Genomic DNA, 26,966 nt, shown 5'->3' with positions numbered 1-26,966 from the left:
GATAAAGATGATTATAACAGAATTAGTAAACAGAATCCCAGTAATGGAAATCCACGGTGACAACAACCGTGAGGTTACTGAATTGGTGATCGACAGCAGAAAGGTTACAGAAAACGCTCTTTACATTGCGATGAGAGGAACGGTGGTGGATGGTCACTCATTCATTGCATCTGCTATTGAAAAAGGAGCTGCAGCAATCGTTTGCGAAGAATTTCCCGAAACTTTGGTTGAAAATGTAACGTATATTCAGGTAAAAGATTCATCTAAAACCTTAGGCCACCTTGCTTCTAATTTCTATGGAAACCCTTCTCAGAAGTTAAAACTGATAGGAGTTACAGGAACTAACGGAAAAACATCCGTTTCCACACTTCTTTTTGATATTTTCAAAAACCTTGGATATCCGGCTGCTTTACTTTCTACTGTTGAAATCAGAATTGGTGAAGAGGTTATTCCGGCTACCCACACCACTCCGGATGTTATTACCATCAACAGAATTTTGGCTGAAGCGGTAGAAAAAGGATGTGAATTTGCCTTCATGGAAGTAAGCTCCCACGGAATTGCCCAAAACAGAATTGAAGGATTACACTTCAAAATAGCAGGCTTTACCAACCTTACTCATGATCATTTAGATTATCATAAAACGTTCGAAGAATATTTAAAGACGAAGAAAAGATTCTTCGATCAATTAGAAGATACCGCCATCGCTATCACCAATGTAGATGATAAAAATGGTAACGTCATGCTTCAGAACACCAAGGCTAAAAAGAAGTCTTATGCTTTGAAAACCATGGCAGACTATCACGGGAAATTATTGGAAGTGGATTTCAACGGAATGCTGTTGAATTTCAACGGAAAAGAATTCTGGACGACCCTTACCGGGAAATTCAATGTATATAATTTACTGCTTGTCTTCGGAATTGCTGCTGAACTCGGCTTTCAGCAGGATGAAATTCTTCAGGCTATCAGCCAGTTAAAAAGAGTTTCCGGAAGATTTGAAACCTTCAAATCTGATGGCGGAATATTCTTTATCGTAGACTATGCACACACTCCGGATGCTTTGGAAAACATCCTGGACAGCATTAACGATATCAGAACCAAAAACGAAAGATTAATTACTGTATTCGGTTGTGGAGGAGACAGAGATCACTCAAAAAGACCTGAAATGGGAAATATTGCCACTAAAAAATCAACCCTGGCAATCATCACTTCAGACAATCCGAGAACAGAAGATCCTGCACAGATCATCAAAGAAATTGAAGCAGGTGTTGAACCTCAGAATTTCAGCAAATACACTTCAATTCCGGACAGAAAAGAAGCCATAAAAATGGCCATCAAGTTTGCAGAACCCAAAGATATTGTTTTAGTTGCCGGCAAAGGCCACGAAACCTATCAGGAGATCAATGGTGTGAAACATCATTTTGATGACAAAGAAGTAATTAATGAGCTTTGGAAATTAATGAGCAAATAAATTACAAGTGATAACTGAAAGAATAATTGCTCAATCATTCATCAATTATCAATTATCATTTATTAACAATTGAAACTATGCTATACTATCTATACGAATATCTAACCAACCATGGAATTCACGTTCCGGGATTAGGAATGTTGAAATACATTTCTTTTCGTGCCGGAATGGCTGTATTATTCTCATTGATTATTGCTCTTGTCTACGGAAAAAGAGTCATCAATTACCTGAGAACAAAACAAATGGGAGAATTGGTACGAGATCTGGGATTGGACGGGCAGAAACAAAAAGAGGGAACCCCTACCATGGGAGGCCTTATTATTATTCTGGCAACCATCATTCCGGTATTGCTGTTTACAAGAATTACCAATGTGTATATCGTTCTGTTGCTTGTTTCAATGTTCTGGATGGGTGCTATTGGTTTTCTGGACGATTACTTAAAGAAAATTAAAAAAAACAAAGACGGTTTAAGTGGTAAATTTAAAATTGTAGGACAGGTTGGTTTAGGGCTAATTGTCGGAATTACAATGTATTTCCACCCTGATATTACCGTTAAAAGAAAATATGCAGATGCCAAGGTGGTGAACCGAAATAATGTAGAGCAAAACTTTATGCCTACAGAAAAAATCACTGTTTCCACCGTTCCTTTTGCCAAAAATAATGAGTTCGACTATAGTGGAATTTTGTTTTGGATGAATGATAAAGATGCCCATGAGTGGGCATGGATTGTCTTTATTCCTATCGTGATCTTCATTGTAACAGCCGTTTCAAACGGAGCTAATATCACCGATGGAATTGACGGTCTCGCAGCAGGAACAAGTGCCATTATATTACTTACACTGGCTCTTTTCGCTTACCTTTCAGGGAACATCATCTTTGCAGACTACCTCAATATCATGTTCCTTCCCAACATGGGGGAAACCACCATTTTCGCCGTGGCAATGGTAGGTGCCGTGATCGGATTCTTCTGGTACAACACCTATCCCGCGCAGGTTTTCATGGGAGATACCGGAAGTCTGATGCTGGGAGGCGTGATAGCCGTTTTGGCCATTATTTTAAGAAAAGAACTGCTGATTCCTGTATTGTGCGGAATCTTCTTAATTGAAAACCTGTCTGTAATGCTTCAGGTAGTTGTTTTCAAATACAGAAAAAGAAAATTCGGGCTGGAATATGCTCAAAACAACAGACTATTCAAAATGTCACCATTACACCATCATTATCAGAAAGAAGGTTTCCACGAGAGCAAAATCGTAAACCGAATGATCATCATTGGAGTAATATTGGCGATTGTATGTCTGATCACACTAAAAATGAGATAAAAATTAAAAGCTGTAAGCAATAAGCATAAAGCTTAAAGCCTATAGCATAAAGCTTTTATAATATGAAAATAGTTGTTTTAGGAGGTGGAGAAAGCGGATGCGGAGCTGCTTATCTGGCTAAGAAAAAAGGTCTGGAAGTATTTCTTTCAGATAAAGGAGCCATTAAGGATAACTATAAGCAGTTTCTTACCGATAATGAAATTGAATTTGAAGAAGTAAACCACGATGAAGAAAGAATTTTAAATGCTGACTGGATCGTAAAAAGCCCGGGAATTCCGAAAAAGGCAGACATCATTCATAAAATTCATGAAAAAGGAATCAGACTTTCCTCTGAAATTGAATTTGCTTCTGAATTTACAGATGCAAAGATCATTGCCATTACCGGAAGCAACGGAAAAACAACCACCACGTCCCTGATCTATTATATCCTGAAAAATGACGGATTGAATGTAGGTTTGGGAGGAAATATAGGATACAGCTTTGCCAGGCAGGTTGCAGATGAAAATCATGAATATTATGTACTGGAAGTAAGCTCTTTCCAGCTGGATGATATTCAGAATTTCAGACCATATATTTCTTTATTGTTGAATCTTTCTCAGGATCACCTGGATCAGTACAACTACAATTATGAAGAATATGCTCTGGCCAAATTCAGAATCACGGAAAATCAGGAGAATGATAACTTCTTCATCTATAACAAAGATGACGAAATGAGTAAAAATCTTCTTGAAAAGCTTGAAATAAAGGCGAAAATGATTCCTTTCTCTATCAAAGAGAAGCTGACAGAAGGAGGATTCATTAATAATGATGAAATTGTAGTAAAAATGAAAGACGAATTCTCAATGAAAGTTGAAGAATTGTCTCTGCTGGGAAATCACAATGTGGCCAACAGCTTAGCTGCATCCATTGCCGGTAAGATCTTAAAAATCAACAATGAAAGTATCAGACATTCATTGATGACATTCCAGGCCGTAGAGCATAGATTAGAGTTCGTTACTGAAATTGATAACGTAAAATACATCAATGACAGTAAAGCAACCAATGTGAATGCTACTTACTACGCCTTAGAAAGTATGAAAACGCCAACTGTTTGGATTGTTGGTGGCTTAGATAAAGGAAACGACTATACCGAAATTGAAGATTTAGTCAAAAGAAAAGTAAAGGCAATTGTTTGCCTTGGAGTAGATAACAAGAAGATCGTCGATTTCTTTAAAGATAAGAAAGAGTTTATTTATGATACTTCAAGCATGGAAGAAGCCGTGAAAGTATCAAAATCACTGGCTAAAAAAGGCGATACGGTCTTATTATCTCCATGCTGCGCAAGCTTTGACTTGTTCAAAAGCTATGAAGACAGAGGACGCCAGTTTAAACAACAGGTATTAAAGTAAAAATGTAAAATGTCAGATGTAAAAAGTACATTTTACTTTGTACATCATGCATCAATACAAAATTATGGACGAACAGAACACAGAAAGCAGATTTGAATTTCTAAAGGGCGATAAAGTACTTTGGATGGTCATCCTTGTGATCTCCATTTTCTCTATCTTCCCCGTATACTCTGCAAGTTCAAATCTTGAATACATTGTCAATAACGGGACCACAACAGGCCACGTTATCAAACACATGTTCTTTGTAGTCCTGGGTCTAGCCATTATGAGACTGGTAGGAACTATAAAATACGAATACATCGGAAAGCTCAGCAGTATTCTGCTCGGCCTGATGATTATTCTGTTGATCGTTACCATGTTTACCGGACAGACTATTGACGGAGCCAGTGCTTCCAGATGGCTGAAAATCCCGGGAACACCGATCTCTTTCCAGCCTTCCTCATTTGCGTTTTTAATGCTGATCATCTACCTGTGCAGATATTTAACCAAGAAGATCACCAGAGAAAGGCTTCCGATAGAGAATATCATGTATATTTTCGGGCCTATTCTGCTTGTCTTTGTACTGGTAGCCAAAGATAACGGTTCAACGGCATTAATGATTCTGATGGTATCCGTAATCGTTCTCGTTATAGGACAGCTTCACTGGAAATACATTGCAGGATTTATCTCTGCGTCATTTGTAGCCATTGTGTTATTTTTATTAATTGCCCTTAATACGAACATGATTGGCGGAAACCGTGTACATACATGGATGAGCAGGATCGAAACATTTACCTCAAGCAAAGCAAAATCAGCTGATGTAGATGATGAAAGCGTAAAAGCGAAAAATTACCAGGTAATGCAGGCCAAGGCAGCCATTGTTCACGGAGGAATTACCGGAATGGGACCTGGAAAAAGTGCCTTAAAACAAATGCTTCCGCAATCGGCCTCCGACTTTATTTTCGCGGTCATCGTAGAAGAGTATGGAGTTATAGGAGCGGCTTTCCTGATCTGTTTATACCTGATCATGATGATAAGGATTGTAATGATTGCCAGTAAAATGCCAGCCTTCTTCGGATCGTTGCTTGTGCTCAGTCTCGGGGTAATGATCTTTATCCAGCTTTCGGTAAATATAGCCGTTGCTGTAAACCTGATCCCGGTAACAGGGCAGCCGCTGCCTTTGATCAGTTACGGAGGAACCTCAATGCTGGTTACCTATTTGCAGTTAGGCATTATTTTAAATATAAGCTCTAGGATTCAGATTTATGATGAAGAAGGAATGGGTAAAAAACAAAGTATAGCAGAAATAAACGATATCGCTTAAAATGGACAAAAAATTAAAAATACTATTATCCGGCGGAGGAACAGGAGGACATATCTTCCCGGCCATCGCTATTGCAGATGAGATCAGAAAAAGATTTCCTGATGCAGAATTTTTGTTCATTGGCGCCAACGGCAAAATGGAAATGGAGAAAGTTCCACAGGCAGGCTATAAAATTGAAGGAATTGATATCGCAGGAATCGACAGAGGAAATTTGTTGTCTAACCTGGGACTTCCTTTTAAGATTCTGAAAAGTTTATCAAAATCTAAAAGGATTATCAAAAACTTCGCTCCCGACTTTGCTGTAGGAACAGGAGGATTTGCCAGCGGACCCGCTCTTTATGAAGCAAGCAAAATGGGAATTCCGATTTTCATCCAGGAACAGAATGCCCATGCAGGAGTAACCAATAAAATTTTAAGCAAGAAAGCTAAAGCCGTTTTCACCGCTTATCCAAAAGTAGAAGGATTCCCGGCAGAGAAAATAAAATTCCTGGGAAATCCGATCCGTGAAAACATTGTTTCAGGAATGCAGGAAACATCTCATGCAAAAGAAAAAATGGGATTGGATAAAGATAAACTTACGATTCTTTCTGTAGGAGGTTCTTTAGGCTCCAGAACTCTGAATAATGCATGGAAATCTCATTTAAAACAAATTGTAGATAAAGATTATCAGCTGATCTGGCAGACAGGAAAGCTTGATTATAAAGATATTTTAGCAGAAACAAAAGATACAGACACCAGAAATATTCAGATCCTTGAATTCATTAAAGATATGGAACTGGCTTATTCTGCAGCGGATATCATCGTTTCAAGAGCCGGAGCCATTGCCATTTCTGAGCTGGCTGTAGCACAGAAACCGGTCCTTTTGGTTCCCTTCCCTTTTGCAGCGGAAGATCACCAGACTAAAAATGCCATGAATCTGGTTGAAAAAAATGCAGCCAGAATGGTAAAAGACTCTGAAATGCAGGAAAAATTCTGGAATACATTATCAGAGATCTGCGAGAATGAAAATGTAAGAAAAGAAATGTCCGACAATCTGAAGTATTTTGCTAAGCCAAATGCTGCAAAAGAGATTGTAGACGAGATTATTAAAGTAATAAAATAATCAGGAAAAGCTTCGACAAGCTCAGCCTGACATAAATACAATAAAACAGTTAGTATTAGATCTGTCACCCTGAGCTTGTCGAAGGGTCAGTAAGCAAACACAAATGAATGAAAATATATTATGTATACATTGTAAAATGTTCTGATAATTCTTATTATACAGGCTTTACCAACGATTTGGAAAGAAGAATTAATGAACATAATGACGGATTTAATCCTGAAAGTTACACGTATACAAGAAAACCTGTAGAACTTGTTTTCTATCATGAATTTAATGATGCTACTCAAGCTATAAGCTTTGAAAAACAAATTAAAGGTTGGAGTAGAAAAAAGAAGGAAGCAATAATAAATGATAACTGGGACTTATTACCAATGTTATCAAAAAATAGGATGAAAGATTAGAAGGCCTCGACAAGCTCAGCCTTACACCGTTAAAGTTTAATTCATTAGCGAGTCATTGATGAAAGCTTTATATTATAAAATATTAGTAATAAAACTCTGAACTGGTTCAGAAGTTATTAAAGATTAAATATAAAATGAACATTTTACAAACATATCAGACTTTTTACTTCGTTGGCATCGGAGGTATTGGAATGAGTGCGTTAGCACGCTATTTCAATGCATCCGGAAAAAAAGTATTGGGTTATGACAAAACCAATACCAAACTGACTCAGAATCTGATGAATGAAGGGATTGATATTGTTTTTGAAGACCTTGTTGATGAAAGGATCACTTCCCTTAAAAAAGAAGATACATTAGTTATTTATACGCCAGCCATTAAAAAACTGGGAATCCTTGATTTCTTCAACCAAAATCAGTTTGAAGTGTTGAAACGTGCTAAAGTTTTAGGATTAATCACAGAAAATACAGATTGTATAGCTGTTGCAGGAACTCATGGAAAGACTACCACGTCTACCCTTGTGGCTCACTTATGCAAAGAAGCAGATCTTCCATTTTCATGTTTTTTGGGAGGAATTTCTGAAAACTTTAAATCCAACTTCCTGTACAACGGTTCCAAATATTCCGTGGTAGAGGCAGACGAATATGACAGAAGCTTCCTGAACCTGTCTCCAGACTGGGCAGTAGTAACTTCTACAGATGCTGATCACCTGGACATTTATGGAGATATAAATCATATTGAAGAAGGATTCAGACAATTCGCAGCGTTAGTTCCTCAAGACAAACAACTTTTTGTAAGAAAAGGTCTGGAAATTGGCAGAGGGCATCAGACTTATGCGGTAAATGAGCCTGCAGATTATTATTCAGACAACCTTCGTATGGATCATGATAAAATTTATTTTGATTTCCATACCCCAACCGAAACAGTTAAAGATTTTGTCTGGGAAATTCCGGGGATCCATAATGTGGAAAATGCCACTGTAGCACTGGCTATTCTGCATAATTTAGGCGCAGATTTTGATACGCTGAAAAAAGCAATTGCCAATTTTAAAGGAATTAAAAGAAGATATACCAAACATATTTATCAAAACGGTAAGATTTACATTGATGATTATGCTCACCACCCTACAGAAATCAATGCTGTAATGAGTTCAATCAGAACATTTTATCCTGATAAAAAGCTGTTGGTAGCCTTCCAGCCTCACCTTTTCAGCAGAACAAGAGATTTCGCAGATGGGTTTGCAGAAAGTTTAAGCAAAGCAGATGAGCTGATCCTTCTTGACATTTACCCTGCAAGAGAGCTTCAGGAAAATTTTGAAGGAATTACTTCAAGCTGGCTGCTGGATAAGGTAATATTAGATAAAAAAGAAGTATCCACATTATCCGATGCTTTTGAAAAAATAAAAGAGAAAGATTTTGATATCCTTCTTACGGTAGGTGCAGGAAATATAGACACCCTGTATGATCCTATTTGTGAATGGATAGAAAAGGTTTGATTAAACGCTGCGTTCGCGAATAAAAATATAAAATCGTTCGCAAAGGCGTTTCACTCAGCAAATGAGAAAAACAAATTATATTATTAAAACAAATTATAAAAATATAGCCGTAGCTGAGTGAAACGCCCTCGCGAACGGAAAAAATAAAAAGATTGCTTTGCGATCATAGCGTTAAAAATAAAAACACAAAATGTATGATTGAAAATAAAATTTCAGAAATTGTTTTCGATGCTGGAATGAAAATACATCGTACGCTTGGAATTGGGCTTTATGAAAATGTATATGAAGAATGTTTAGTTTATGAACTAAAAAATAGAGGATTGAATGTAGAAAGTCAAAAAAATATCGACATTGAATATGAAGAATTAAAAATTTCTAAAGCGTTCAGAGTAGATTTATTAGTTGAAAACAAAGTAATAATTGAAATAAAGGCAATTCAGGAGATTAATGATTATCATTTTTTCCAGCTTTTAAATTATTTAAGAATAACAGATATAAAACTTGGAATGATTTTGAACTTCCATTCAATATTATTCAAAAATGGAGTAAAACGAGTTGTAAATAAATTATAAAGAAAATAAAACTGCTTTACATCCTTTGTGATTAAAGAAAAATATGAAAAATAAATACAGAATATTAAAAATTGTTGTCACGGTAATCATCCTTGGATTGTTACTGAGTTTCTCATTGAAGAGATTCAGCCACCAACAGATTACAGACAATAAGATTTCTGTAAAAATGAGTGAGAAAACTCCGGTCTATTTCGTGGATGAAAAAGACATCAGGGAACTAGTAAAAAAAGAAAATCCATCAGGAAAAGTAGGAGACCTTAATATCCCTTCTTTAGAAAAAAGAATAAATTCTCTTCCGGCGGTAGACAGTGCCAACGTCTACTTGAACCTGAATGGAAAGCTGAATCTGGATATCAAACAGAGAGTACCTGTTTTCAGATTAAATAAAGACGGAAAAGACTTTTATGTGGATGAGAAAGGAGTTGAATTCCCTATTTCAAGAACCTACTCACATCCATGTATGCTGGTAACCGGAAACGTAAAGCCTGATGAATATGAGAAGCTGGCAGAACTGGTAGAAAAAATTGATAAAGATGATTTCAGTAAGAAATACTTTATCGGAATCTCTAAAAATAAAGACAGTTATAATCTTCTGACAAGCGAAGGAAACTACAGAGTTGAGATCGGAGATCTTGATAATATTGATTTTAAAGTAAGAGGATTTAAAACATTTGTGGAAAAATACCTGGTGTATCAGGACCCTCAGAAATACAGTATGGTTTCTGTGAAATATCAGAATCAGATTGTCACTACTTTAAACCCTTATTTTAAAGAAAACGACAGTATTTTAAAGGCGGGGAAAATGGAATTGGCAAAAGTTCCTTCCCCAACAGCCGCTAAAAAGACGGAAGCTAAACCCAAAATAGCAGAGGTAAAAAAGACCAGCTCCACCTCGGTAAAGCCGAAAGAGAGCACAAAACCGAAAGGACAAACAAAAGAAACAAAAGAAACAAAAAAAGCAGAGAAAAAGCCACCCGTCAAGGCCCAGTCCAAGTCCAAGTCTAAGGCAAAAGTTAAAATAGAATAAGTTATACACAAATAGGAAACTATCCTTATAGATAAAAAAGTAGAAAAAATCAAATCGATATAAAATGGAAAATCAAGAGTATTCAGTAGGTCTGGACATCGGGACAACGAAGATAGTCGCGATTGTCGGAAGAAGGAATGCACACGGGAAAATAGAAGTTCTCGGTGTAGGAAAAGCTAAAAGTCTTGGTGTTCATAAAGGTATTGTGAATAACATTTCACAAACTATTAATTCAATCAAGGCTGCAGTATCCGAAGCACAATCCAGTGCCGGAGTTCCTATCCGCAAAGTAACAGTAGGTATTGCAGGAAAACACATCCGTTCTCTGCAGCACTCCGATTATATTATGCGTGAACATCCTGATAAATTTATTACAGACGACGACATCGAAGCATTAAAAGATCAGGTAAAAAAGCTGGTTATGCTTCCCGGAGAAGAAATTATCCACGTACTTCCTCAAGAATATAAAGTAGATTCCGAGGGTGAAATTCAGGAACCTGTCGGAATGCATGGAAAACGTTTAGAAGCCAACTTCCACGTTGTAGTAGGGCAAATGGGCAGTATCAGAAATATTGCAAGATGCGTTCGTGAAGCCGGATTAGAAATGGAAGCCCTTACTTTAGAGCCATTGGCATCTTCAGAAGCTGTACTTACAAAAGAAGAAAAAGAAGCCGGTGTGGCAATTGTTGACATTGGTGGTGGTACAACAGATATTGCGATCTTTAAAGATAATATCATCCGTCATACCTGTGTGATTCCATACGGAGGCGGAATTATTACCGAAGATATCAAAGAAGGCTGTTCCATTATAGAGAAACACGCAGAACAACTGAAAGTAAAGTTTGGTTCGGCTGTTCCCGAATTAGAAAAAGACAGTACTTTTGTAACCATTCCCGGACTTCACGGAAGACCGGACAAAGAGATTTCTTTAAAAACTTTAGCGCAGATTATTAACGCGAGAGTAGAAGAAGTTTTGGAAATGGTGAATACAGAACTGAAAGCTTACGGTGCTTTTGAACAAAAGAAAAAACTGATTGCCGGAATCGTTCTTACTGGAGGGGGTTCAAACCTGAAACACCTTCGTCAGCTGGCCAATTATACAACAGGTTTTGACAGCAGAATCGGTTTTGCGAATGAATATATCGCCAACGACAAAAATCAGTACCTGAAAGGTCCTGAATTTGCTACTTCTATCGGATTACTGATGGAGAGTTTAAAGATCAGAGACAAAAAGCAGAATGCTGATGAAGAGAGAGAGATTGTTACTGAGCAGCTCAAGCAGGAAACGCCTTCAGTACAGCAGGAAACGGTTCAGGCTATTCAACAGGCAGTACCCGTTCAGGAGCAGCAGTCTTTTGAAAATGAGAGACAGGAGAACAGAAAGGCGAAACTGACCTTCGGACAGTCGCTTATGGAAAAAGTAAAAAAATTCTTTGAAGAAGTAGAATAAATATAAATGATACAAGATTAATGGTCAATGATAGCTGGAAATAATTTAATATTTATTAATTTAATAACGAATATTATTCATCAATTATCATCTATCACTTATCAATTATTAAAAGTATAGTTATGGAAAATATAGGTACACAAGGATTTTCATTTGATTTGCCAAAAGGAAATTCATCCATTATAAAAGTAATCGGTGTAGGGGGCGGTGGAAACAACGCTTTGAAGCACATGTACGAGAAAGGAATTCACGGAGTTGATTTCGTGATCTGTAATACGGATGCTCAGACTTTAGATAATAACCCGGTAGCCAATAAAGTTCAGCTGGGAACTTCTATCACAGAAGGTCTTGGAGCTGGTGCCGATCCTGAAGTTGGAGAAAAATCCGCGATTGAAAGTATTGAGGATATCAAGGCTGCTATGGGACAAAACACCAAAATGGTGTTCATCACCGCCGGAATGGGTGGTGGTACAGGTACCGGAGCCGCTCCCGTCATTGCTAAAGTGGCAAAAGACATGGGAATTCTTACCGTAGGTATTGTTACCGTTCCTTTCAGTTTTGAAGGGAAAAGAAGACTGGAACAGGCAGAAAACGGTCTTGATAAATTAAGAAATAATGTTGACTCGCTTATTGTGATCAACAATGATAAACTAAGACAGCAATTCGGAAACCTTGGATTCAAACAGGGATTCTCAAAGGCCGATGAAGTGTTAACCAATGCCGCGAAAGGTATGGCAGAAGTTATTACCGGTTACTTTGATGTAAACATTGACTTTAGAGATGCTAAATCTGTACTTCAGAATTCTGGTACAGCATTGATGTCTACAGGAACAGCTTCAGGTGAAAATAAAGCCGAAGAAGCTGTAAGAAAAGCCCTTGATTCTCCGTTATTGAATGACAATAAGATTACAGGAGCTAAGAACGTTCTGTTATTGATAAGAAGTGGGGCTGAAGAAGTTACCATGGATGAAATCGGTATCATTATGGACCACATCCAGAAAGAAGCAGGAAATACTGCAGATATCATTTTCGGGGTGGGAGCAGATGAAGAATTAGGAGATGCAGTAAGCGTTCTTGTAATCGCAACGGGGTTCTCTAACGATAATAAAAAGTTTGCAGGGCCTACAGAAAAAATCAGAATTAGTCTTAACGACAGTTTTGAGACTCCTAAAAATTCTCCTTTCAAAACAAGAGAAGAAAGAGAATCAGCTCCTGGGGCAGCCCATGATTTTGGTGGAAAAAATCTTTTCAGACTGGATGACGAAGAGCATGACACTCCGTTCAATGTGACGTCTGCTGAAAAAAAAATGATTATTGAAGAAGAGCAGCCCAGAACTGAAATAAAATTCTTTGATAAAGAGGAAGATACGGTAAACACCCCGGAACAAAACTGGAGAAATGATGAAGAAGAGGAATACAGCTTATTATCTATTGATGAAGAAAATGAAGATCCTAATGATCTTGAAATCCAGTCTTTCTCATTTGATTTTGAAAACAAAAAAGAGGAACCACAATCCGGAACTCCATTCAACAACTCATTTTCAAATGAAAAACCTGTTGAATTCAGTTTCTTCGTAAACGAGCCTATCAGAAACGAACCAAATACGGATTTTGGACAGCCAAAAGCAGAATTTAATACACCTGCAAATGCTGCGATAGCTGAACCCACTCAAAAGATTGAAACTTTCTACCAGAAACAGGAAGAACCAAAATTTGAAGTAAGATCAACTTTTGAAAACAAAACTGAAATTGAAACTCCAAAAACTGAAGAATCAGAATTCACGTTCGTGAACAAAACGGCAGATCAGGACAGAGTGATTGAAAGAAGAAATAAATTAAAAGAATTCAACTCCCGCTACCAAAATTTTGACAGCACAAGTGAATTCGAATCTATTCCTGCTTTTAAAAGAAAAAATATTTCTATCGACGGAAACAATGCATCAGACCAGAACATCAACACTTACCTGTCTGATAACAATGGATCTATGCAGATCAGAGAAAACAGATTTTTAAATAAAGACGTAGACTAAACGCTATAAGCTATACGCAGTAAGCTATAGGCTATCCTGGCCGAATCCAAAAGCTTACTGCTTATTGCATAAAGCATAAAGCATATAAAAATGAGTTTAGAAAATACAATAAACGAAGCTATAAAAACAGCAATGAGAGCCAAAGACAAAGTGGCTTTGGATTCTCTGCGTGCTGTGAAATCCCAGATATTACTGCTTAAAACTGAAGCTATCGGAGCCGAAGTAACCGCAGAACAGGAAATTGCTATTCTTCAGAGAATGGTAAAACAACGTAAAGATTCTTACGATCAATTTACTGCACAGGGAAGAAATGACCTTGCAGAAGTAGAAGATGCTCAAATGAAAGTTATTGAGCAGTTTTTACCCAAACAGCTTACGGCTGAAGAATTAGAAACAGAAATTAAAAATATTATTTCTGAAACCGGAGCTGAATCTGCTAAAGATTTAGGGAAGGTAATGGGAGTGGCATCAAAAGCATTAGCCGGAAAATCTGACGGAAAAAGTATTTCCGAGATGGCTAAAAAGCTCCTTTCATAATGTGATTCGGGTTTCGGGATTTTGAGTTGATCTTAATTTCGCAAACACAATCTCATTCCATAACTAAGGATATACAACCTTTGCATATCGATTTGATTAAAGAATCCCGGAGCTCTTCAGTTCCGGGATTCATTTCTTTGGATATTAAAGTTTGTTAATCAGTTTTGATTCTAAACTGAAAAAAGAATTAAGCTACTACCATATTTCAGAAAGTATTTAAGTTATTAATTGCTCGAGGGAAAGCAATAAATGTTTTTTCATGATCGTTTGTTTTTCAGAATCATTTCAAATTTAACAATAATATTTTAATATTCCTAGTATTATTTCATTATTTATAGCATATTATTACAATATTAATATTTGGTTAATTTTATATGACTAATCAATTGATAGTTTTTATATATTGAACAAACGCAAAGAATTGCTTAACTTTGTAGAGATAAAAAACAAAATATATGTATCCAACAGATTTAGTAATGCCCATGAAGGCAGAGCTTACAGATAAAGGTTTCCAGGATTTAAAAACTCCGGCTCAGGTAGAAGATGCATTGAAGCAGTCCGGAACTACATTATTGGTAATCAACTCCGTATGTGGTTGTGCTGCAGGTGCTGCAAGACCTGGAGTAGTTTATTCTTTGACTGGAGACAAAAAACCAGATCATTTAACAACTGTATTTGCAGGATTTGATACTGAAGCAGTAGTAGAGGCAAGAAAACACCTTGCTCCATTCCCTCCAAGTTCTCCGTGTGTAGCACTTTTTAAAGATGGTGAATTGGTTCACATGCTGGAAAGACATCACATCGAAGGAAACCCTGCAGGGGCCATTGCAGCAAACCTTCAGGCAGCGTACGATGAATATTGCTAACAAGCAATCAAATAAATATCAAACCGTTACAAATTTTGTGACGGTTTTTTTATTTAATCACGTAAAAAATTTTCTGAAAATTCAAATATCATTATATTTGTTGAAATGGCAACCAAAGCACTTTTCAATACAGTAGTCAACTGGTTCATCCGTCAAAGGATTGACCAGATACAGAATTTTATGGACCATCCTATTGAAACCCAGAAAGGTATACTTTTTTCTCAGCTGTTTCATGCGGAGGATACAGAATATGGCAAGTTATACGGATTCAATTCTATCTCAAGCTATCAGGATTTCAAAAACAAAGTTCCTATTGTTACCTATGAAGAAATGGAGCCTTTTATTGAAAAAGCCAGACAGGGATATAAAGATGTAAGCTGGCCTGGTCTTATTAAACATTTTGCCAAATCATCGGGTACAACCAATGCTAAAAGCAAATTCATTCCTATCTCTGCTGAAAGCCTTGAATACTGCCACATGAAAGCCGGAAAGGACATGGTTTCCATTTATGCCAACAACCATCCCGAAAACCAGCTTTTTAATTATAAAAATTTACGTTTAGGAGGAAGCTCCGAGCTATATGCAGATTTTAATACAAAATTTGGAGATTTATCTGCTATTTTAATTGACAACCTTCCTTTTTGGGTGGAAATTACCACCACTCCGAGTAAGAAAGTTTCTTTAATGGGAGAATGGGAAAGCAAGCTTAAAGCAATCACTTCTGAAGTAAAAAATGAAGATGTAGGAAGTATCCTTGGAGTACCAAGCTGGATGATGGTTCTTCTGCAAAGAGTATTAAGAGAAACCAATGTAGGAAGCATTTCTGAGCTGTGGCCTAATTTAGAGGTGTTTTTTCACGGCGGAATCAGCTTTAAGCCCTACAGGGAACAATTCAGACAGATCATCGGAAAAAACATCAATTACTACGAAATTTACAATGCTTCCGAAGGCTTCTTTGGGATCCAGGACAGATCAGACAGTGATGAGATGCTGCTGATGCTGGATTATGGGATATTTTATGAGTTTATCCCGATGGATCAGTTTCATTTTTCAAATCCGAAGGTAGTAAGTCTGGAAGATGTGGAAACAGGAAAAAATTACGCCATGGTGATCACCACCAATGGAGGGCTTTGGAGATACCTGATTGGTGATACCGTTGTCTTTACCTCGATCAATCCTTTCAGAATAAAAATAACAGGAAGAACAAAACACTATATCAATGCTTTTGGGGAAGAGCTCATGATCACCAATGTGGAATCTGCCCTTTCAAAAGCTTGTGAAACAACGGGAGCACAAATTACGGATTTTACAGGAGCTCCTGTATTTATGAAGGGAAATGAAGGAGGTGCCCACGAATGGATTTTTGAATTCAGCCGGCAGCCTGACAGCCTTGACAATTTTATTGATGCTTTTGACAAGCATTTAAAGACCATTAATTCAGACTATGAAGCAAAAAGATACAATAATATGACTCTAAAAAGGCCGATTGTACATATCGCTAAAGAAAATCTGTTCTATCACTGGCTGGAAGCTAAAGGAAAACTAGGCGGACAAAATAAAGTGCCAAGATTAAGCAACGACAGAGAATATATTGATCCACTCCTGGAAATGAATAAATAAGAGAGAGATTCCTAACCCTCTCCACTGCAGACTAAAAAAGCCGTAATTCTACTGAACTACGGCTTTTAAATTATTTGCTTAAATCTTCTTTCACTTTCTTAGCGGCTTCCTCTATTTTCGAAGCTCCTTTTTTCGCAGCTTCTTTTGCATCCTGCCCTACTTTATTAGCTTCAGTCTTTATATCCTGACCTGCTTTGTTAAGATCCTTTTTTGTCTTATCAGCTGTGGCATCTATTTTGTCTTTTGCCTTCTGGGCAGCAGCATCAATCTTATTACCTGCTTCATCTACTTTAGCCTTCACATCTTCCTTAGCATTGCTGATCTTTGCACTATCCACAACGTTAGGTGTTTCAGTAGTGGTAGTGGTAGTGGTGGTAGTGGTGGTAGATCCATCAGGATTCTCTACCTGTTCTGTTTTTGTTGTTGATTTTGTACATGCTACAGTGAATACTGAGATCACGATTGCAGCTAGAATTTGTTTTTTCATATTGTTTATTTTTTAATGGAATTCGGATTTATTCTGGTTTGGATTCCTGGGCTGACGGCTTTTCTGCTGTCTTCAGCTTCTTTTCAGCCTCTGCTTTTTTCTTTTCTTCTTCCTGTTTTGCCTTGTTTTCTTTTTCAAGCTCTGCTTTGAGCTTATTTTCTTCATCCTGCAATTTTTTAGCCTGTTTTACAGAATCAATATACTGAGGAGAAGACATTCTTATTTTCCGTGCAATATCTACTGAAACAGCTCCTGTAGAAAAGGAGTCGATAGCGGTAGTATCATAACGTATTTTTACTTCCTGTTCAGCTACGAAGCCCGGAGATTCTTTCTTGGAACAAGCCGTAAAAAGAACGGTATAAATAAAAATCGCAGTCAGTAAATTTTTCATGGAACTAATTTAATAGAAATTCTGCAATTACAGGATAGTGATCCGATAATTTCACAGACTGGTCTACTTTATAGCTTAACGGAATGATGGATTTCGAAGTGAAAATATAATCAATCCTCAAAGGAACTTTATAATCGTGAAAACTGCTCGCACTACCTTTTCCTGCTACCAGAAAGGCATCCTGAAGGTCTTTTCCAAGATTGTAATATTCATAAGAATTGGGAACAGAATTAAAATCTCCTGCCAGAATAACAGGATAAGGAGATAAATCTACCATTTTTCTGATTCTTTTTACCTGATCTTCGTGGGCCTGGAATGTAGGAGTCATATGAGAAAGTAATGTTGAAACATTTCCCAAACCTAATTTATCAAGTTTCGTAAACATCGATTTATGAAGTCTGAAAGGTTCAAGATATACATTAATAATTCTGATTACTTTTCCATTGATATCTATATCAGCATAGAATGAATTTCCACGGGCTTTCTCATCAATAAGTTCCGCTTGTCTTACAATTTTATGCTTAGTTTTAAGAATAACTGACGGATATTTTATAAGATCACGTTTTATAACACGATTGGTATCTTTTTCCTGTACCAGAATAATATCAGCATCCTGTGCTTTGATGTAGTCCTTTACTTTATCCCAGCCATACTCTCCGTACTTCACATTAAATGTCAATACCTTGATATCCCGTATTGTTTTTAAATTTTCCGTTTTGGGAGAAAAGTTGATCCATCTTCTGATTGGATTATAGAAAATAAATGTCCCTAATACAAAAGCAATAGCAATTTTTTCTTTTTTAAAGATCCAGATCAGCGTAAGAACCACATGCGCCAGGATCAGATAAGGAAAACCAAGAGACAGAAGATTCAGGTTGCCAAAAATATTGGGCGGAATCCATGCATTCCCCAATGTGCATAACAGCAAAACAGCAACAACGATATGTATAAATAGTAATATCTGGTTCGACTTCATGAAAAAACGGTCTTGGTAAGGTTTTCTTTCAACAAAAATCCTACCAAGCAGATAATTTTAACTATTTTTATGATTACCTGTTCTCCGTAGAAAACTTAACTATGACAGGATAATGATCTGAAATACTTACAGAACGGTCAACTTTATAAGATATTACCTTTAATGATTGTGAAGAAAAAATATAATCAATTCTGATAGGAAATTTATAATCGTGAAAACTGGTTGCACTTCCTCTTCCTGCTTCCACAAATGCATCTTCAAGCCCGTCTGATAAATGATAATATTCGTAAGAATTGGGTACAGAATTAAAATCGCCCGCTAGAATTACAGGATAAGGAGAATTGTCAATGGCTTCACGAATAAGTGTTACCTGATCCTGATGTTTTTTAAAGGTGGGAATCAGCCTTTTAACAACATCTTTTATTTTTTGTTCATCGGTATCGGTATTTCCATTAAGTCTCACCATATCTTTTTGAAAGCGAAAAGGATTGAGATAGACATCAATGAATCTGTATACCTTACCTTTAATTTCTATATCAACCTGTAATCCGGGAATTCTTACATTTTCATCCTGCGGATCTATGAGCTGCTGTTTAACAATTCTGTGTTTGGTTAAAATCGTCAAACCTCCACCAGGATTTGCTTTCTGATATCCATCAAATCGATATATTATACCGGCATCCTCCTGTAAAAGAAGAACATCCGCATCCAGAGACTTCAGGTAAGGTCCTGTCTCCGCACTTCCTCTTCCGCCAGCTCTCGTATTGAAAGAAACTATTTTTATATCAGAATTCCCACTTTCAGGCGAAGAATAATTAACCCAACGTTTTACAGGATTTATAAACGCTAAACCTGCAAACATAAATACAAAAGCTCGTTTTTTCCAGCTGAATACCCAGAAACCCGTTAGAATCACATATACTATAATAAGTACAGGAAAGCCCAAAGAAAGCAGATTAAACCATGAAAAAATCTTTGGTGGAATGTAAGCGTTTAATAAAGTACCCAACAGTAGAAATAAAATTCCCAGGTGGATTATGAACAATATAAGTCGGAAAGCCTTCACAATGCTTCTTTAGTTGAATCTGTACAAATGTTTTTTCCAAATTCTTGCCAGCAGCCATCCTACCAAAGCACCACCCACGTGAGCCAGATGAGCAACTCCTCCTCCATTTCCTGACACCCCAAGATATATGGAAACCACAACAATAATAGGCAAAAGATATTTTACTTTTATAGGCACAGGAATAAACATGATTCCAATTTTAGAATCGGGATACAATGTTGCAAATGCAGCTACTACTCCGAAAATCGCTCCCGAAGCACCTAACATTCGTGATCTTAAATCTGTATAAAGCTGATCTGACAAATTCTGTGCTTCCTGAGTAGACGCATGGAATGATAAATAATCTGCGGTGTTAAGAGATACCCTTGAATAAATTTCAGAAGCATTTACTCCTAAGCTTTCCAGACCAGAAACAATTTGTTGAATTTCAACAAAATTCCACAAATTGAACAAGAAAAAGGAACCAAGACCACTTGCAAAGTATAATATCAGATATTTTTTATCTCCAAGCGTTTGCTCCAAAACAGGTCCAAAACTAAACAAAGTAAACATATTAAATAAAATATGCATTATCCCTCCAGGTTCTTCAAGAGGAGCATGCATAAACATATGTGTAATTACCTGCCATGATTTGAAGAGTGGAGAAAAAGGATAATAGCCTACCAAGGAATCATACAATCCTTTAAAAATAAAATTAGATATGAGGTATACTATAACATTAATGATAATGATATTCTTTGTGATGGGTGGTATATTGTTAAACATATTCTTTAAAATTTGTTTTTAAAGTCGTTAAACGGAACTTCATAAAAGCATCTTTTGCCATCCGGTAAAAACTCCGGGAAGCCTAAAGCTGTAAAGTCTTTAATAAGCTGTTCCGCATCTTTTTTATAAATAAAGTCAAATCTTGACTTCGACTGCATTTTACTCCATTGGTTATGGTAATACTGCATAAATTCTTCTTCCGTCTTGTAGTCCAGGATCTCAAAAAGGTTTTCGAGAAATTTCATGGCCTGGGTTTCTTTCAGTCCTTCAGGAAGCGAATCTATTCGAAGTACACTTTCATGAGCAATTTTCATGTCAAACCCCAATTCCGGAAGATATTTTTTTATCGAATTGTATTTTGTCTTTTCGATTTCATTCATATGATACTCCAGAGAGAAAAGAAGAGCATGGCTGTTTGTATTGGATTTTCTGGTGGATTTATTTCCTTCAGAAACCAATAATCTGTGCATTCTTCCCAAATCCAGCATTAATGTGACATCTCCTTTGTTGAAAAGCCAGTATCCATTGGGAAGCCTCATCAGGTCTTCGTCAAAATCTTCATCTTCAAAAAGATTGATCTTTGAAGGTTCTGCCGTAATATTCTGATGATACATTTCTGTAAGGTTCTGAATTTCCTCCGGATGTACTACATTTTTCTCCTCCAGAAACGGATTATAGTCTTTATCTACAATGATTTCAGGCATTTTAAAAACACCGCCACCGGTTCCGCCTCCATTTCCTTTGCTGGGAATCGGTTTATTCATCATTTCATCCAGCTCAGGATCTCTGTCGAAATCAAGACTTGGAGAAACATTATAAATTCCTAAAGATCTTTTTATGGTTGAACGAAGCAAAGCAAAAATAAGATGTTCATCTTCAAATTTCACTTCTGTTTTCTGTGGATGGATGTTGACATCTATTTTCTCCGGATCAAGCTCCAGAAAAAGGAAAAACGAAGGCACATATCCCGGTTGAAGAAGCCCTTCAAATGCTTCCTGTACTGCTTTATTGAAGTATGGACTTCTGAAATACCTTCCATTCACAAAAAGGAACTGTTCTCCCCTTGCTTTCTTTGCTCCTTCCGGCTTGGCAACAAAACCGTGAAGCTTACACCAGATAATATCTTCTTTAATGGGAATTAAAAGTGGCTGTAATTTTCTTCCGAAAACATCCACAATACGCTGCATCTGACTTCCTTTTCTCAGCCTGAAAACAGCTTCATCATCATGGAACAGGGAAAACTCCAGGTTCTCATGAGCTAGTGCAACTCGTTGAAATTCATCAATTACGTGTCTGAATTCAATATTATTATTTTTCAAAAACTTCCTTCTTGCAGGAACGTTATAGAAAAGATTTTTAACCAGAAAGTTTGATCCGTCTGCTGTCTGAACCGGGTCCTGAAACTGGAAAACTCCTCCTTCAATATAGATATTGGTTCCGATGGAAGTATCTTTCTGTTTCGTTCTCAGCTCCACCTGTGAAACCGCTGCTATCGAAGCCAGTGCTTCCCCACGGAATCCCTTTGTGGCAATCTTAAAGATATCTTCTGTTCCTTTTATTTTGGAGGTAGCATGTCTTTCAAAAGCCATGCGGGCATCTGTTTCAGACATTCCTTTTCCGTCATCTACCACCTGAATAAGGTTTTTCCCGGCATCTCTGATGATCAGTTCAATTTTCGTTGCATCTGCATCAATAGCATTTTCCAAAAGTTCTTTCACAATGGATGCAGGCCGCTGCACCACCTCTCCCGCTGCAATTTGGTTGGCTACATGATCCGGTAAAAGCTGAATAATATCTGACATAAAAACGTAAATCAACTTACAAAAATAGTTAATGAAAACGGGAATTAAAATACTAAAATCGTGATTTAATATTTAATTATCAACATTTTTGCCTATTTATCCCCAACTGATTTTTTTAATGTTTGTAATGAAGGGCGTTAGCAGGTTTATTTTTATGATCAGGAAACTTTCATTTCAGCAGCCAGTAAATAGGGCAAAAAACAACAGAAATACTGATTAGTAAGATCATTTTTAAGAAAAACACCCCTATTTTATAATAAAATAAGGGCATTTACAGCTAGTTTATACAAAAAATTAATAGTGTGTTTTCTAATTTAATCCTCAAAGACCAATTTTCTTTTCTTTTCTCTTTTAGGAATTCCATGGATTTTATCATACAGGTAAGCAAAAAGATTGGGCTTTTTATAGATTCTGCTGTATCTGTATTTTGTATTGAAGTGACGGATATGAATTTTATAGGTATCGTACCCGATGACAATCAGAAGACATATACTGATGACATAGAACACCCTGAATTCCAGATAGTAATAAGTTAATCCTGAAAATACGGCTCCCATTACATAGGCAAGCATAATACTCATGAGAAGTTTTGCTCTGCCAATCAGCTCTCCGTTTTTTCTGTACTTTTTCTGGGTAAACATCGATGTCAGAATTCCAAGGTCAGTAGTAGTTCCGGTAAGGTGGGTTGTTTTTACGGAGAAGTTGGAAATACTTGCGGTAAGACCGTTCTGAAGTCCGGTAGCGAAAAGCATTAATGCTACTAAATATTCTGTTTCTTCTAGTGTTTTCTGATAGTAAAACTGCCCGTATATTCCCACAAAAAGAAGACATATAATTTCCAGCACAATCGGCATGGCATGGGCAAAATATTTGCTTTTATTATTAAAATTGATAACGATAAAGTTGGACACGAAACTTCCGAAGAAGAACAAAAAGATCCATCCTCCTACGACTCCCACCTGCGTCCAGTTTCCTTTACTGATTTCCGCCGCCAAAATAGCGTAGTGCCCCGTTACATTCGACGTAAAAGAGAGAAATATCAATAGGGATGCTATATTTATAGTACCTGCCGTAAAGGCAGTCAGCGTCCCCAACCTGATATTATCTCCCAGTGTCCTGCTGTTACTATAATTTCTTAACATTTTTTATCTTTTTAAATAGTGTTTAACTTCTTAGGCTTCCACAAAGATCTCTGCCAGTCTTCCTCTTTCCGGAAGTCTTTTTCTTACTTCAACAGGGATTTCATAAGACTTCAGGTCTTTACACTTTTTGATGTAAGGAATCAGATCAAACTTGCCCTTTCCTTTGCTTTTGATAGCAGGAGAATAATAAGCTTCCACAATATTTTCCGCCTTAACGTACTGATTGAATGTCCTCTGAAAACTTCCTGTAAAGACATCACATATGATTTTATTGACCAGGTGTGGATATTTATTGCTGATGATTCCGTAGGCATCACAGAATTCCGTAGGCCTGATTTTATTGAATATCGATGTTTTGGTACTGAATAAAAGATCTCTGATAGAATCTCCGGAATCATATCCGGAAGTCAGAAGGATATTATATTGGTTCTGATCTTCTGCTGCATCTTTCTCTTTAAGTACTTTTTTCAATATGTTCAATGACTCAAGAGAGTAATCTGTTGCAATTAAAATTGTTTTAGTCATGTTCTTATTATTTTGTATTGTGTTTATCTTTTTTGATGATACAAAACTAGAACGACCATATTAGAAGATCTTTGGAACGGAATTAAAATGTGATTAAAGAGATTAAAATGAGATTAGAAAATTGTTAACAGGAGTTCATACCCCAATAAACTAAAATCGAAAAGAAACCAAATCAACAATATAACATACTGATTTTCAAAACAAAATGAAATTAAAAACAAGTAAAAAAAGTCAGAACAGAGATTCTTATTTATTGATTTCTTCGCTCTTCTGAGTGCTGTAGAAATTAGGAAAACGCATCTGTACTGTTGTTCCCTGATTCTCGTGCGAGCTTACAATCAGTTCACCATGGTGCATTCTTACAATATTTCTTGCCAGCGGAAGCCCGATTCCGTAGCCTTCGTAATTATTGGTATTCGAAGCCCTGAAAAACGGATCGTAGATTTTGTTCATTTCCACTTCCGGAATCCCGATACCATTATCTTTTACAATAATATAAACGTCTGTATTGGTAGCTCCAAGCGAAACTTTAACCTGCTGGAAATTAGAATATTTACAGCCATTACTGATGATATTGGCTACGGCAAGATGCAATAACTGTTCATTTCCCTGTACTTTCAGTTTCTTCGGGTTATCGGGAAGCATGCTGATATCAAGGTAAATATTGTTTCTGGAATCAATTCTTCTGAGCGTTTCAATAACATCCCAAAGAAGCTGATCGATTCTTACCTTATCCATTTTCTGGATCTTTCCATCAAATCCGGTTTGAGCAATCATAAGCAGTGCTTTGATCTTTTTATCAAGTTTTTCAGCTTCATCCAGAATGATTCCCAGGGTTTCTTTGTATTCATCGGCCGTTCTGCTGATGGAAAGTGCCACATCCGCCTCACCCATAATGGAGGTAAGAGGAGTTCTCAGTTCGTGGGAAACATTTCCGATCAGGTGATTCTGGGTTTCGAAAGACGTTTCAATACGGTTGAGCATATCATTAAAGGTGTCTACCAACTCATTCAGTTCTTTATTATCAGGCTGTGATTCCAGCCTTAAATGAAGGTTTTCGGAACTGATTTCCTTTACTTTTCCTGTAATTTTTAAGATGGGTCTGAATAAAGTTTTGGACAGATAAAAAGAAAAAATCATACTAAAGAACAGAGACAGTACGATACAGGTAAGCAGTGTTCTTTTTAGGAAGCCCAGATAATAAACCACATAATGGTTTTTGGCTGAAGCAATGGCAATATAATCTTTATCATCATATCTGAAGCTTTGTCCTATATAATAGAATTCTTCATCATTATAATTGGACTCTCCTTCTTTGATAATATTTTTAAAGAAATATGAAGGAATATGAACTTCCTGAGATATTTTTTTGAAATTGGAATCACTGGGAACAGCAAAAACATAGTCTTTTTCCATCGGAAGTTCCTCATCATTTAAACTGTTGAGAACATAGTTTTCCGGAAGATCGAGATGATCTTTGCTTTTTTCTATCTGAACGATGGTTGCCGTTCTGATCTTCAGCAGCTCATAAAACCTCTGATGCGAAAAATTAACAATAGAAAAGTACACCAAACCACTGAACAGCAAAATGATGGCGGTAAAAACCAGCATCAAAAGCACCATCGTTTTGGTTTGATTTGTAATGACTTTATTAAACATTCATTATGTTTTTTTCAACACATACCCCATTCCTATCACGGTATGAATCAACTTATTATCGTCCTGGCTATCCAGTTTTTTTCTTAAATAGTTGACATAAACGTCTACCACATTGGTTCCCAGCTCATAGTTTACGCCCCAGACCGCATCCAGAATTTCTGCTCTTGAAATTACTTTTTCAGGATTATTCAGGAAATACAACAGGAGTTTATATTCTGTGGAAGTAAGGGAAATATCTTCTCCGGCACGGGTTACTTTCTTGGTATAATCATTCACCATGAGATCCGAAAACTGAAATACGTGTTCATTATCCGGCTCCGGTTCGGCAATTTCCTGTGGACCATTGTTATTGCTTCTTCTAAGCAGAGATTTCACGCGTGCCACCAGTTCAATAAATTTAAAAGGCTTTACAAGATAATCATCTCCGCCGCTTTCCAGCCCAAGAACGATATTTTCAGAAGTTCCCAAAGCAGTCAAAAATAAAATAGGAACGCTCTGATTGGTTTTTCTTATTTCTTTGCATACATCCAGACCATTCATTTCCGGAAGCATAATGTCTAAAATAACCAGATCGAAATCGTTAGCCCGCACCAGCTGCACTCCTGTACGCCCGTCAAAAGCAACAGAAATCTCATACCCATTTTCCTGAAGTCCCTTTTTAATAAATGAGACAACACTGGTTTCGTCTTCGATAAGAATAATTTTTTTCATAGATGAAATAAGGAGTTTTACAAAAATAGGGAAATTTTGCCGGAGAGAAAAGGCGAAAGAATCTGAGAAAGCCGGGAAACCCAATAATAAATTTCAATGAATTGATTCCCTCTTATATCCAAACTCTATAGAATAATATTACCTTTGTTTTGAATATAATGATGAAAAAATAATTCAGGTTAAATTCCACACAGTATGAATGACTTTTTAATAGGTATCGGCAAGAGATTAAAGGATATTAGAAAAAAGAATAATTTAACCATTAACGAACTGGCTTTTAAAGCGAACGTGAGCAACGGCCTTGTTTCCAGAATTGAAAATGGAAGGACTATTCCTTCACTTCCTGTTTTATTGGATCTGATTCAGTCGCTTGAGATTGACGCCAGTTATTTTTTTGAAGGAGTTGAGAAAAAATCCAACGCCAAATTCATCTATGTTCCGAAAGAAAGCCAGCAAGTCATCGAAAAGGAGGTGGAAGCTGAAGGGTTCAAATACATGCATATCTTCAGCAAAAGTCTTCATTCTTTAGGGTTTGAAGCTGTACTGCTGACTCTCGAACCCAATTCTAAAAGGGAAAAGGTTATTACGGATGCCTGGGAATTCAAATATATTCTGAAAGGAGAAGTGAAATATATGATTGACAATGAAGAAATCATCTTAAAAGAGGGTGATTCTTTGTATTTCAACGGAAAATTTCCTCACGTTCCGGTAAGCATCAGCAATGAGAGCTGTGTGATGCTTGTTCTTTATTTTTATACGGCTTAACTATCTCATTTTTTTAACACAAAGTTTTTATTATTTTGCTTTTGTCATTCTGACGAAGGAATAATCTCTTATTTGCATTCAATAACTTGAGATTCTTCATA

Annotated in this window: 25 protein-coding genes; 15 read left to right on the top strand and 10 right to left on the bottom strand. The window is 36.8% G+C overall.

Annotated features, from left to right (window positions below):
• Nucleotides 1-7 precede the first annotated feature (7 nt).
• From EK417_RS18570 to EK417_RS18505, 14 genes are all read left to right on the top strand, one after another.
• Nucleotides 8-1,468, top strand: coding sequence for a UDP-N-acetylmuramoyl-L-alanyl-D-glutamate--2,6-diaminopimelate ligase (locus EK417_RS18570; protein ID WP_136523002.1), 1,461 nt, complete (start codon nucleotides 8-10; stop codon nucleotides 1,466-1,468).
• Nucleotides 1,469-1,545: 77 nt separating this feature from the next.
• Nucleotides 1,546-2,787, top strand: coding sequence for a phospho-N-acetylmuramoyl-pentapeptide-transferase (gene mraY / locus EK417_RS18565; protein WP_076595271.1), 1,242 nt, complete (start codon nucleotides 1,546-1,548; stop codon nucleotides 2,785-2,787).
• 62 nt (nucleotides 2,788-2,849) lie between these two features.
• Complete coding sequence (gene murD / locus EK417_RS18560) at nucleotides 2,850-4,175, top strand: UDP-N-acetylmuramoyl-L-alanine--D-glutamate ligase (RefSeq protein WP_136523001.1); 1,326 nt, start codon at nucleotides 2,850-2,852, stop codon at nucleotides 4,173-4,175.
• Between the two features lie 64 nt (nucleotides 4,176-4,239).
• The gene (locus EK417_RS18555; RefSeq protein WP_076595269.1) at nucleotides 4,240-5,478 is read left to right on the top strand and encodes an FtsW/RodA/SpoVE family cell cycle protein; all 1,239 of its coding nucleotides are present in this window, start codon (nucleotides 4,240-4,242) and stop codon (nucleotides 5,476-5,478) included.
• A 1-nt stretch (nucleotide 5,479) separates the two neighbouring features.
• Nucleotides 5,480-6,580, top strand: a complete 1,101-nt coding sequence (gene murG / locus EK417_RS18550) for an undecaprenyldiphospho-muramoylpentapeptide beta-N-acetylglucosaminyltransferase (RefSeq protein ID WP_136523000.1) — start codon at nucleotides 5,480-5,482, stop codon at nucleotides 6,578-6,580.
• Between the two features lie 107 nt (nucleotides 6,581-6,687).
• Nucleotides 6,688-6,981 carry a GIY-YIG nuclease family protein gene (locus EK417_RS18545; RefSeq protein ID WP_076595267.1) on the top strand — a complete coding sequence of 98 codons (294 nt, stop codon included), beginning with the start codon at nucleotides 6,688-6,690 and terminating at the stop codon, nucleotides 6,979-6,981.
• A 134-nt stretch (nucleotides 6,982-7,115) separates the two neighbouring features.
• Nucleotides 7,116-8,474 carry a UDP-N-acetylmuramate--L-alanine ligase gene (murC, locus tag EK417_RS18540; protein ID WP_136522999.1) on the top strand — a complete coding sequence of 453 codons (1,359 nt, stop codon included), beginning with the start codon at nucleotides 7,116-7,118 and terminating at the stop codon, nucleotides 8,472-8,474.
• A gap of 194 nt (nucleotides 8,475-8,668) precedes the next feature.
• Nucleotides 8,669-9,046 (top strand): GxxExxY protein, encoded by a 378-nt coding sequence (locus EK417_RS18535; protein ID WP_076595265.1) that lies wholly within the window; start codon nucleotides 8,669-8,671, stop codon nucleotides 9,044-9,046.
• A gap of 43 nt (nucleotides 9,047-9,089) precedes the next feature.
• Nucleotides 9,090-10,073: a cell division protein FtsQ/DivIB gene (locus EK417_RS18530; RefSeq protein WP_136522998.1), complete on the top strand. Its 984-nt coding sequence runs from the start codon at nucleotides 9,090-9,092 to the stop codon at nucleotides 10,071-10,073.
• A 64-nt stretch (nucleotides 10,074-10,137) separates the two neighbouring features.
• A complete protein-coding gene (gene ftsA / locus EK417_RS18525; protein ID WP_136522997.1) occupies nucleotides 10,138-11,523 on the top strand; it encodes a cell division protein FtsA in 1,386 nt (461 codons plus the stop codon).
• Nucleotides 11,524-11,645: 122 nt separating this feature from the next.
• A complete protein-coding gene (ftsZ, locus tag EK417_RS18520; protein ID WP_076595262.1) occupies nucleotides 11,646-13,553 on the top strand; it encodes a cell division protein FtsZ in 1,908 nt (635 codons plus the stop codon).
• 90 nt (nucleotides 13,554-13,643) lie between these two features.
• Nucleotides 13,644-14,090 carry a GatB/YqeY domain-containing protein gene (locus tag EK417_RS18515; RefSeq protein WP_076595261.1) on the top strand — a complete coding sequence of 149 codons (447 nt, stop codon included), beginning with the start codon at nucleotides 13,644-13,646 and terminating at the stop codon, nucleotides 14,088-14,090.
• A gap of 455 nt (nucleotides 14,091-14,545) precedes the next feature.
• Nucleotides 14,546-14,956 carry a BrxA/BrxB family bacilliredoxin gene (locus tag EK417_RS18510; protein WP_136522996.1) on the top strand — a complete coding sequence of 137 codons (411 nt, stop codon included), beginning with the start codon at nucleotides 14,546-14,548 and terminating at the stop codon, nucleotides 14,954-14,956.
• Between the two features lie 105 nt (nucleotides 14,957-15,061).
• Entirely contained in the window at nucleotides 15,062-16,576 is a 1,515-nt protein-coding gene (locus EK417_RS18505; RefSeq protein ID WP_110367478.1) for a GH3 auxin-responsive promoter family protein, read from the top strand.
• Between the two features lie 70 nt (nucleotides 16,577-16,646).
• Here the strand turns inward: EK417_RS18505 and EK417_RS18500 are convergent, their stop codons facing one another.
• The 10 genes from EK417_RS18500 to EK417_RS18455 all read right to left on the bottom strand — a co-directional run bounded on the left by EK417_RS18500 (nucleotide 16,647) and on the right by EK417_RS18455 (nucleotide 26,100).
• Nucleotides 16,647-17,063 carry a hypothetical protein gene (locus tag EK417_RS18500; protein WP_076595259.1) on the bottom strand — a complete coding sequence of 139 codons (417 nt, stop codon included), beginning with the start codon at nucleotides 17,061-17,063 and terminating at the stop codon, nucleotides 16,647-16,649.
• A gap of 28 nt (nucleotides 17,064-17,091) precedes the next feature.
• The gene (locus tag EK417_RS18495; RefSeq protein WP_076595258.1) at nucleotides 17,092-17,454 is read right to left on the bottom strand and encodes a hypothetical protein; all 363 of its coding nucleotides are present in this window, start codon (nucleotides 17,452-17,454) and stop codon (nucleotides 17,092-17,094) included.
• A 4-nt stretch (nucleotides 17,455-17,458) separates the two neighbouring features.
• Nucleotides 17,459-18,430 carry an endonuclease/exonuclease/phosphatase family protein gene (locus EK417_RS18490; protein WP_168802029.1) on the bottom strand — a complete coding sequence of 324 codons (972 nt, stop codon included), beginning with the start codon at nucleotides 18,428-18,430 and terminating at the stop codon, nucleotides 17,459-17,461.
• A 73-nt stretch (nucleotides 18,431-18,503) separates the two neighbouring features.
• The gene (locus tag EK417_RS18485; protein ID WP_498365957.1) at nucleotides 18,504-19,496 is read right to left on the bottom strand and encodes an endonuclease/exonuclease/phosphatase family protein; all 993 of its coding nucleotides are present in this window, start codon (nucleotides 19,494-19,496) and stop codon (nucleotides 18,504-18,506) included.
• A 9-nt stretch (nucleotides 19,497-19,505) separates the two neighbouring features.
• Nucleotides 19,506-20,261 (bottom strand): rhomboid family intramembrane serine protease, encoded by a 756-nt coding sequence (locus tag EK417_RS18480; protein WP_076595255.1) that lies wholly within the window; start codon nucleotides 20,259-20,261, stop codon nucleotides 19,506-19,508.
• A gap of 5 nt (nucleotides 20,262-20,266) precedes the next feature.
• Nucleotides 20,267-22,063, bottom strand: a complete 1,797-nt coding sequence (mutL, locus tag EK417_RS18475) for a DNA mismatch repair endonuclease MutL (protein ID WP_076595254.1) — start codon at nucleotides 22,061-22,063, stop codon at nucleotides 20,267-20,269.
• A gap of 314 nt (nucleotides 22,064-22,377) precedes the next feature.
• On the bottom strand, nucleotides 22,378-23,205 hold the full coding sequence (locus EK417_RS18470) for a YoaK family protein (protein WP_136522994.1): 828 nt from the start codon (nucleotides 23,203-23,205) through the stop codon (nucleotides 22,378-22,380).
• 30 nt (nucleotides 23,206-23,235) lie between these two features.
• Entirely contained in the window at nucleotides 23,236-23,730 is a 495-nt protein-coding gene (locus EK417_RS18465; protein ID WP_136522993.1) for a hypothetical protein, read from the bottom strand.
• A gap of 246 nt (nucleotides 23,731-23,976) precedes the next feature.
• A complete protein-coding gene (locus EK417_RS18460) occupies nucleotides 23,977-25,389 on the bottom strand; it encodes a sensor histidine kinase (protein WP_076595251.1) in 1,413 nt (470 codons plus the stop codon).
• Between the two features lie 3 nt (nucleotides 25,390-25,392).
• Entirely contained in the window at nucleotides 25,393-26,100 is a 708-nt protein-coding gene (locus tag EK417_RS18455) for a response regulator transcription factor (protein WP_076595250.1), read from the bottom strand.
• A 195-nt stretch (nucleotides 26,101-26,295) separates the two neighbouring features.
• On the opposite strand from EK417_RS18455, the gene EK417_RS18450 reads away from it, so the two are divergent.
• Nucleotides 26,296-26,865, top strand: coding sequence for a helix-turn-helix domain-containing protein (locus EK417_RS18450; RefSeq protein ID WP_110367473.1), 570 nt, complete (start codon nucleotides 26,296-26,298; stop codon nucleotides 26,863-26,865).
• Nucleotides 26,866-26,966 lie beyond the last annotated feature (101 nt).

Source organism: Chryseobacterium candidae (assembly GCF_004916905.1).
GTDB classification, from domain to species: Bacteria; Bacteroidota; Bacteroidia; order Flavobacteriales; family Weeksellaceae; genus Chryseobacterium; species Chryseobacterium candidae.
The sequence above is the reverse complement of the archived record's forward strand: the minus strand, read 5'-3'. Positions and strand labels throughout refer to the sequence as shown.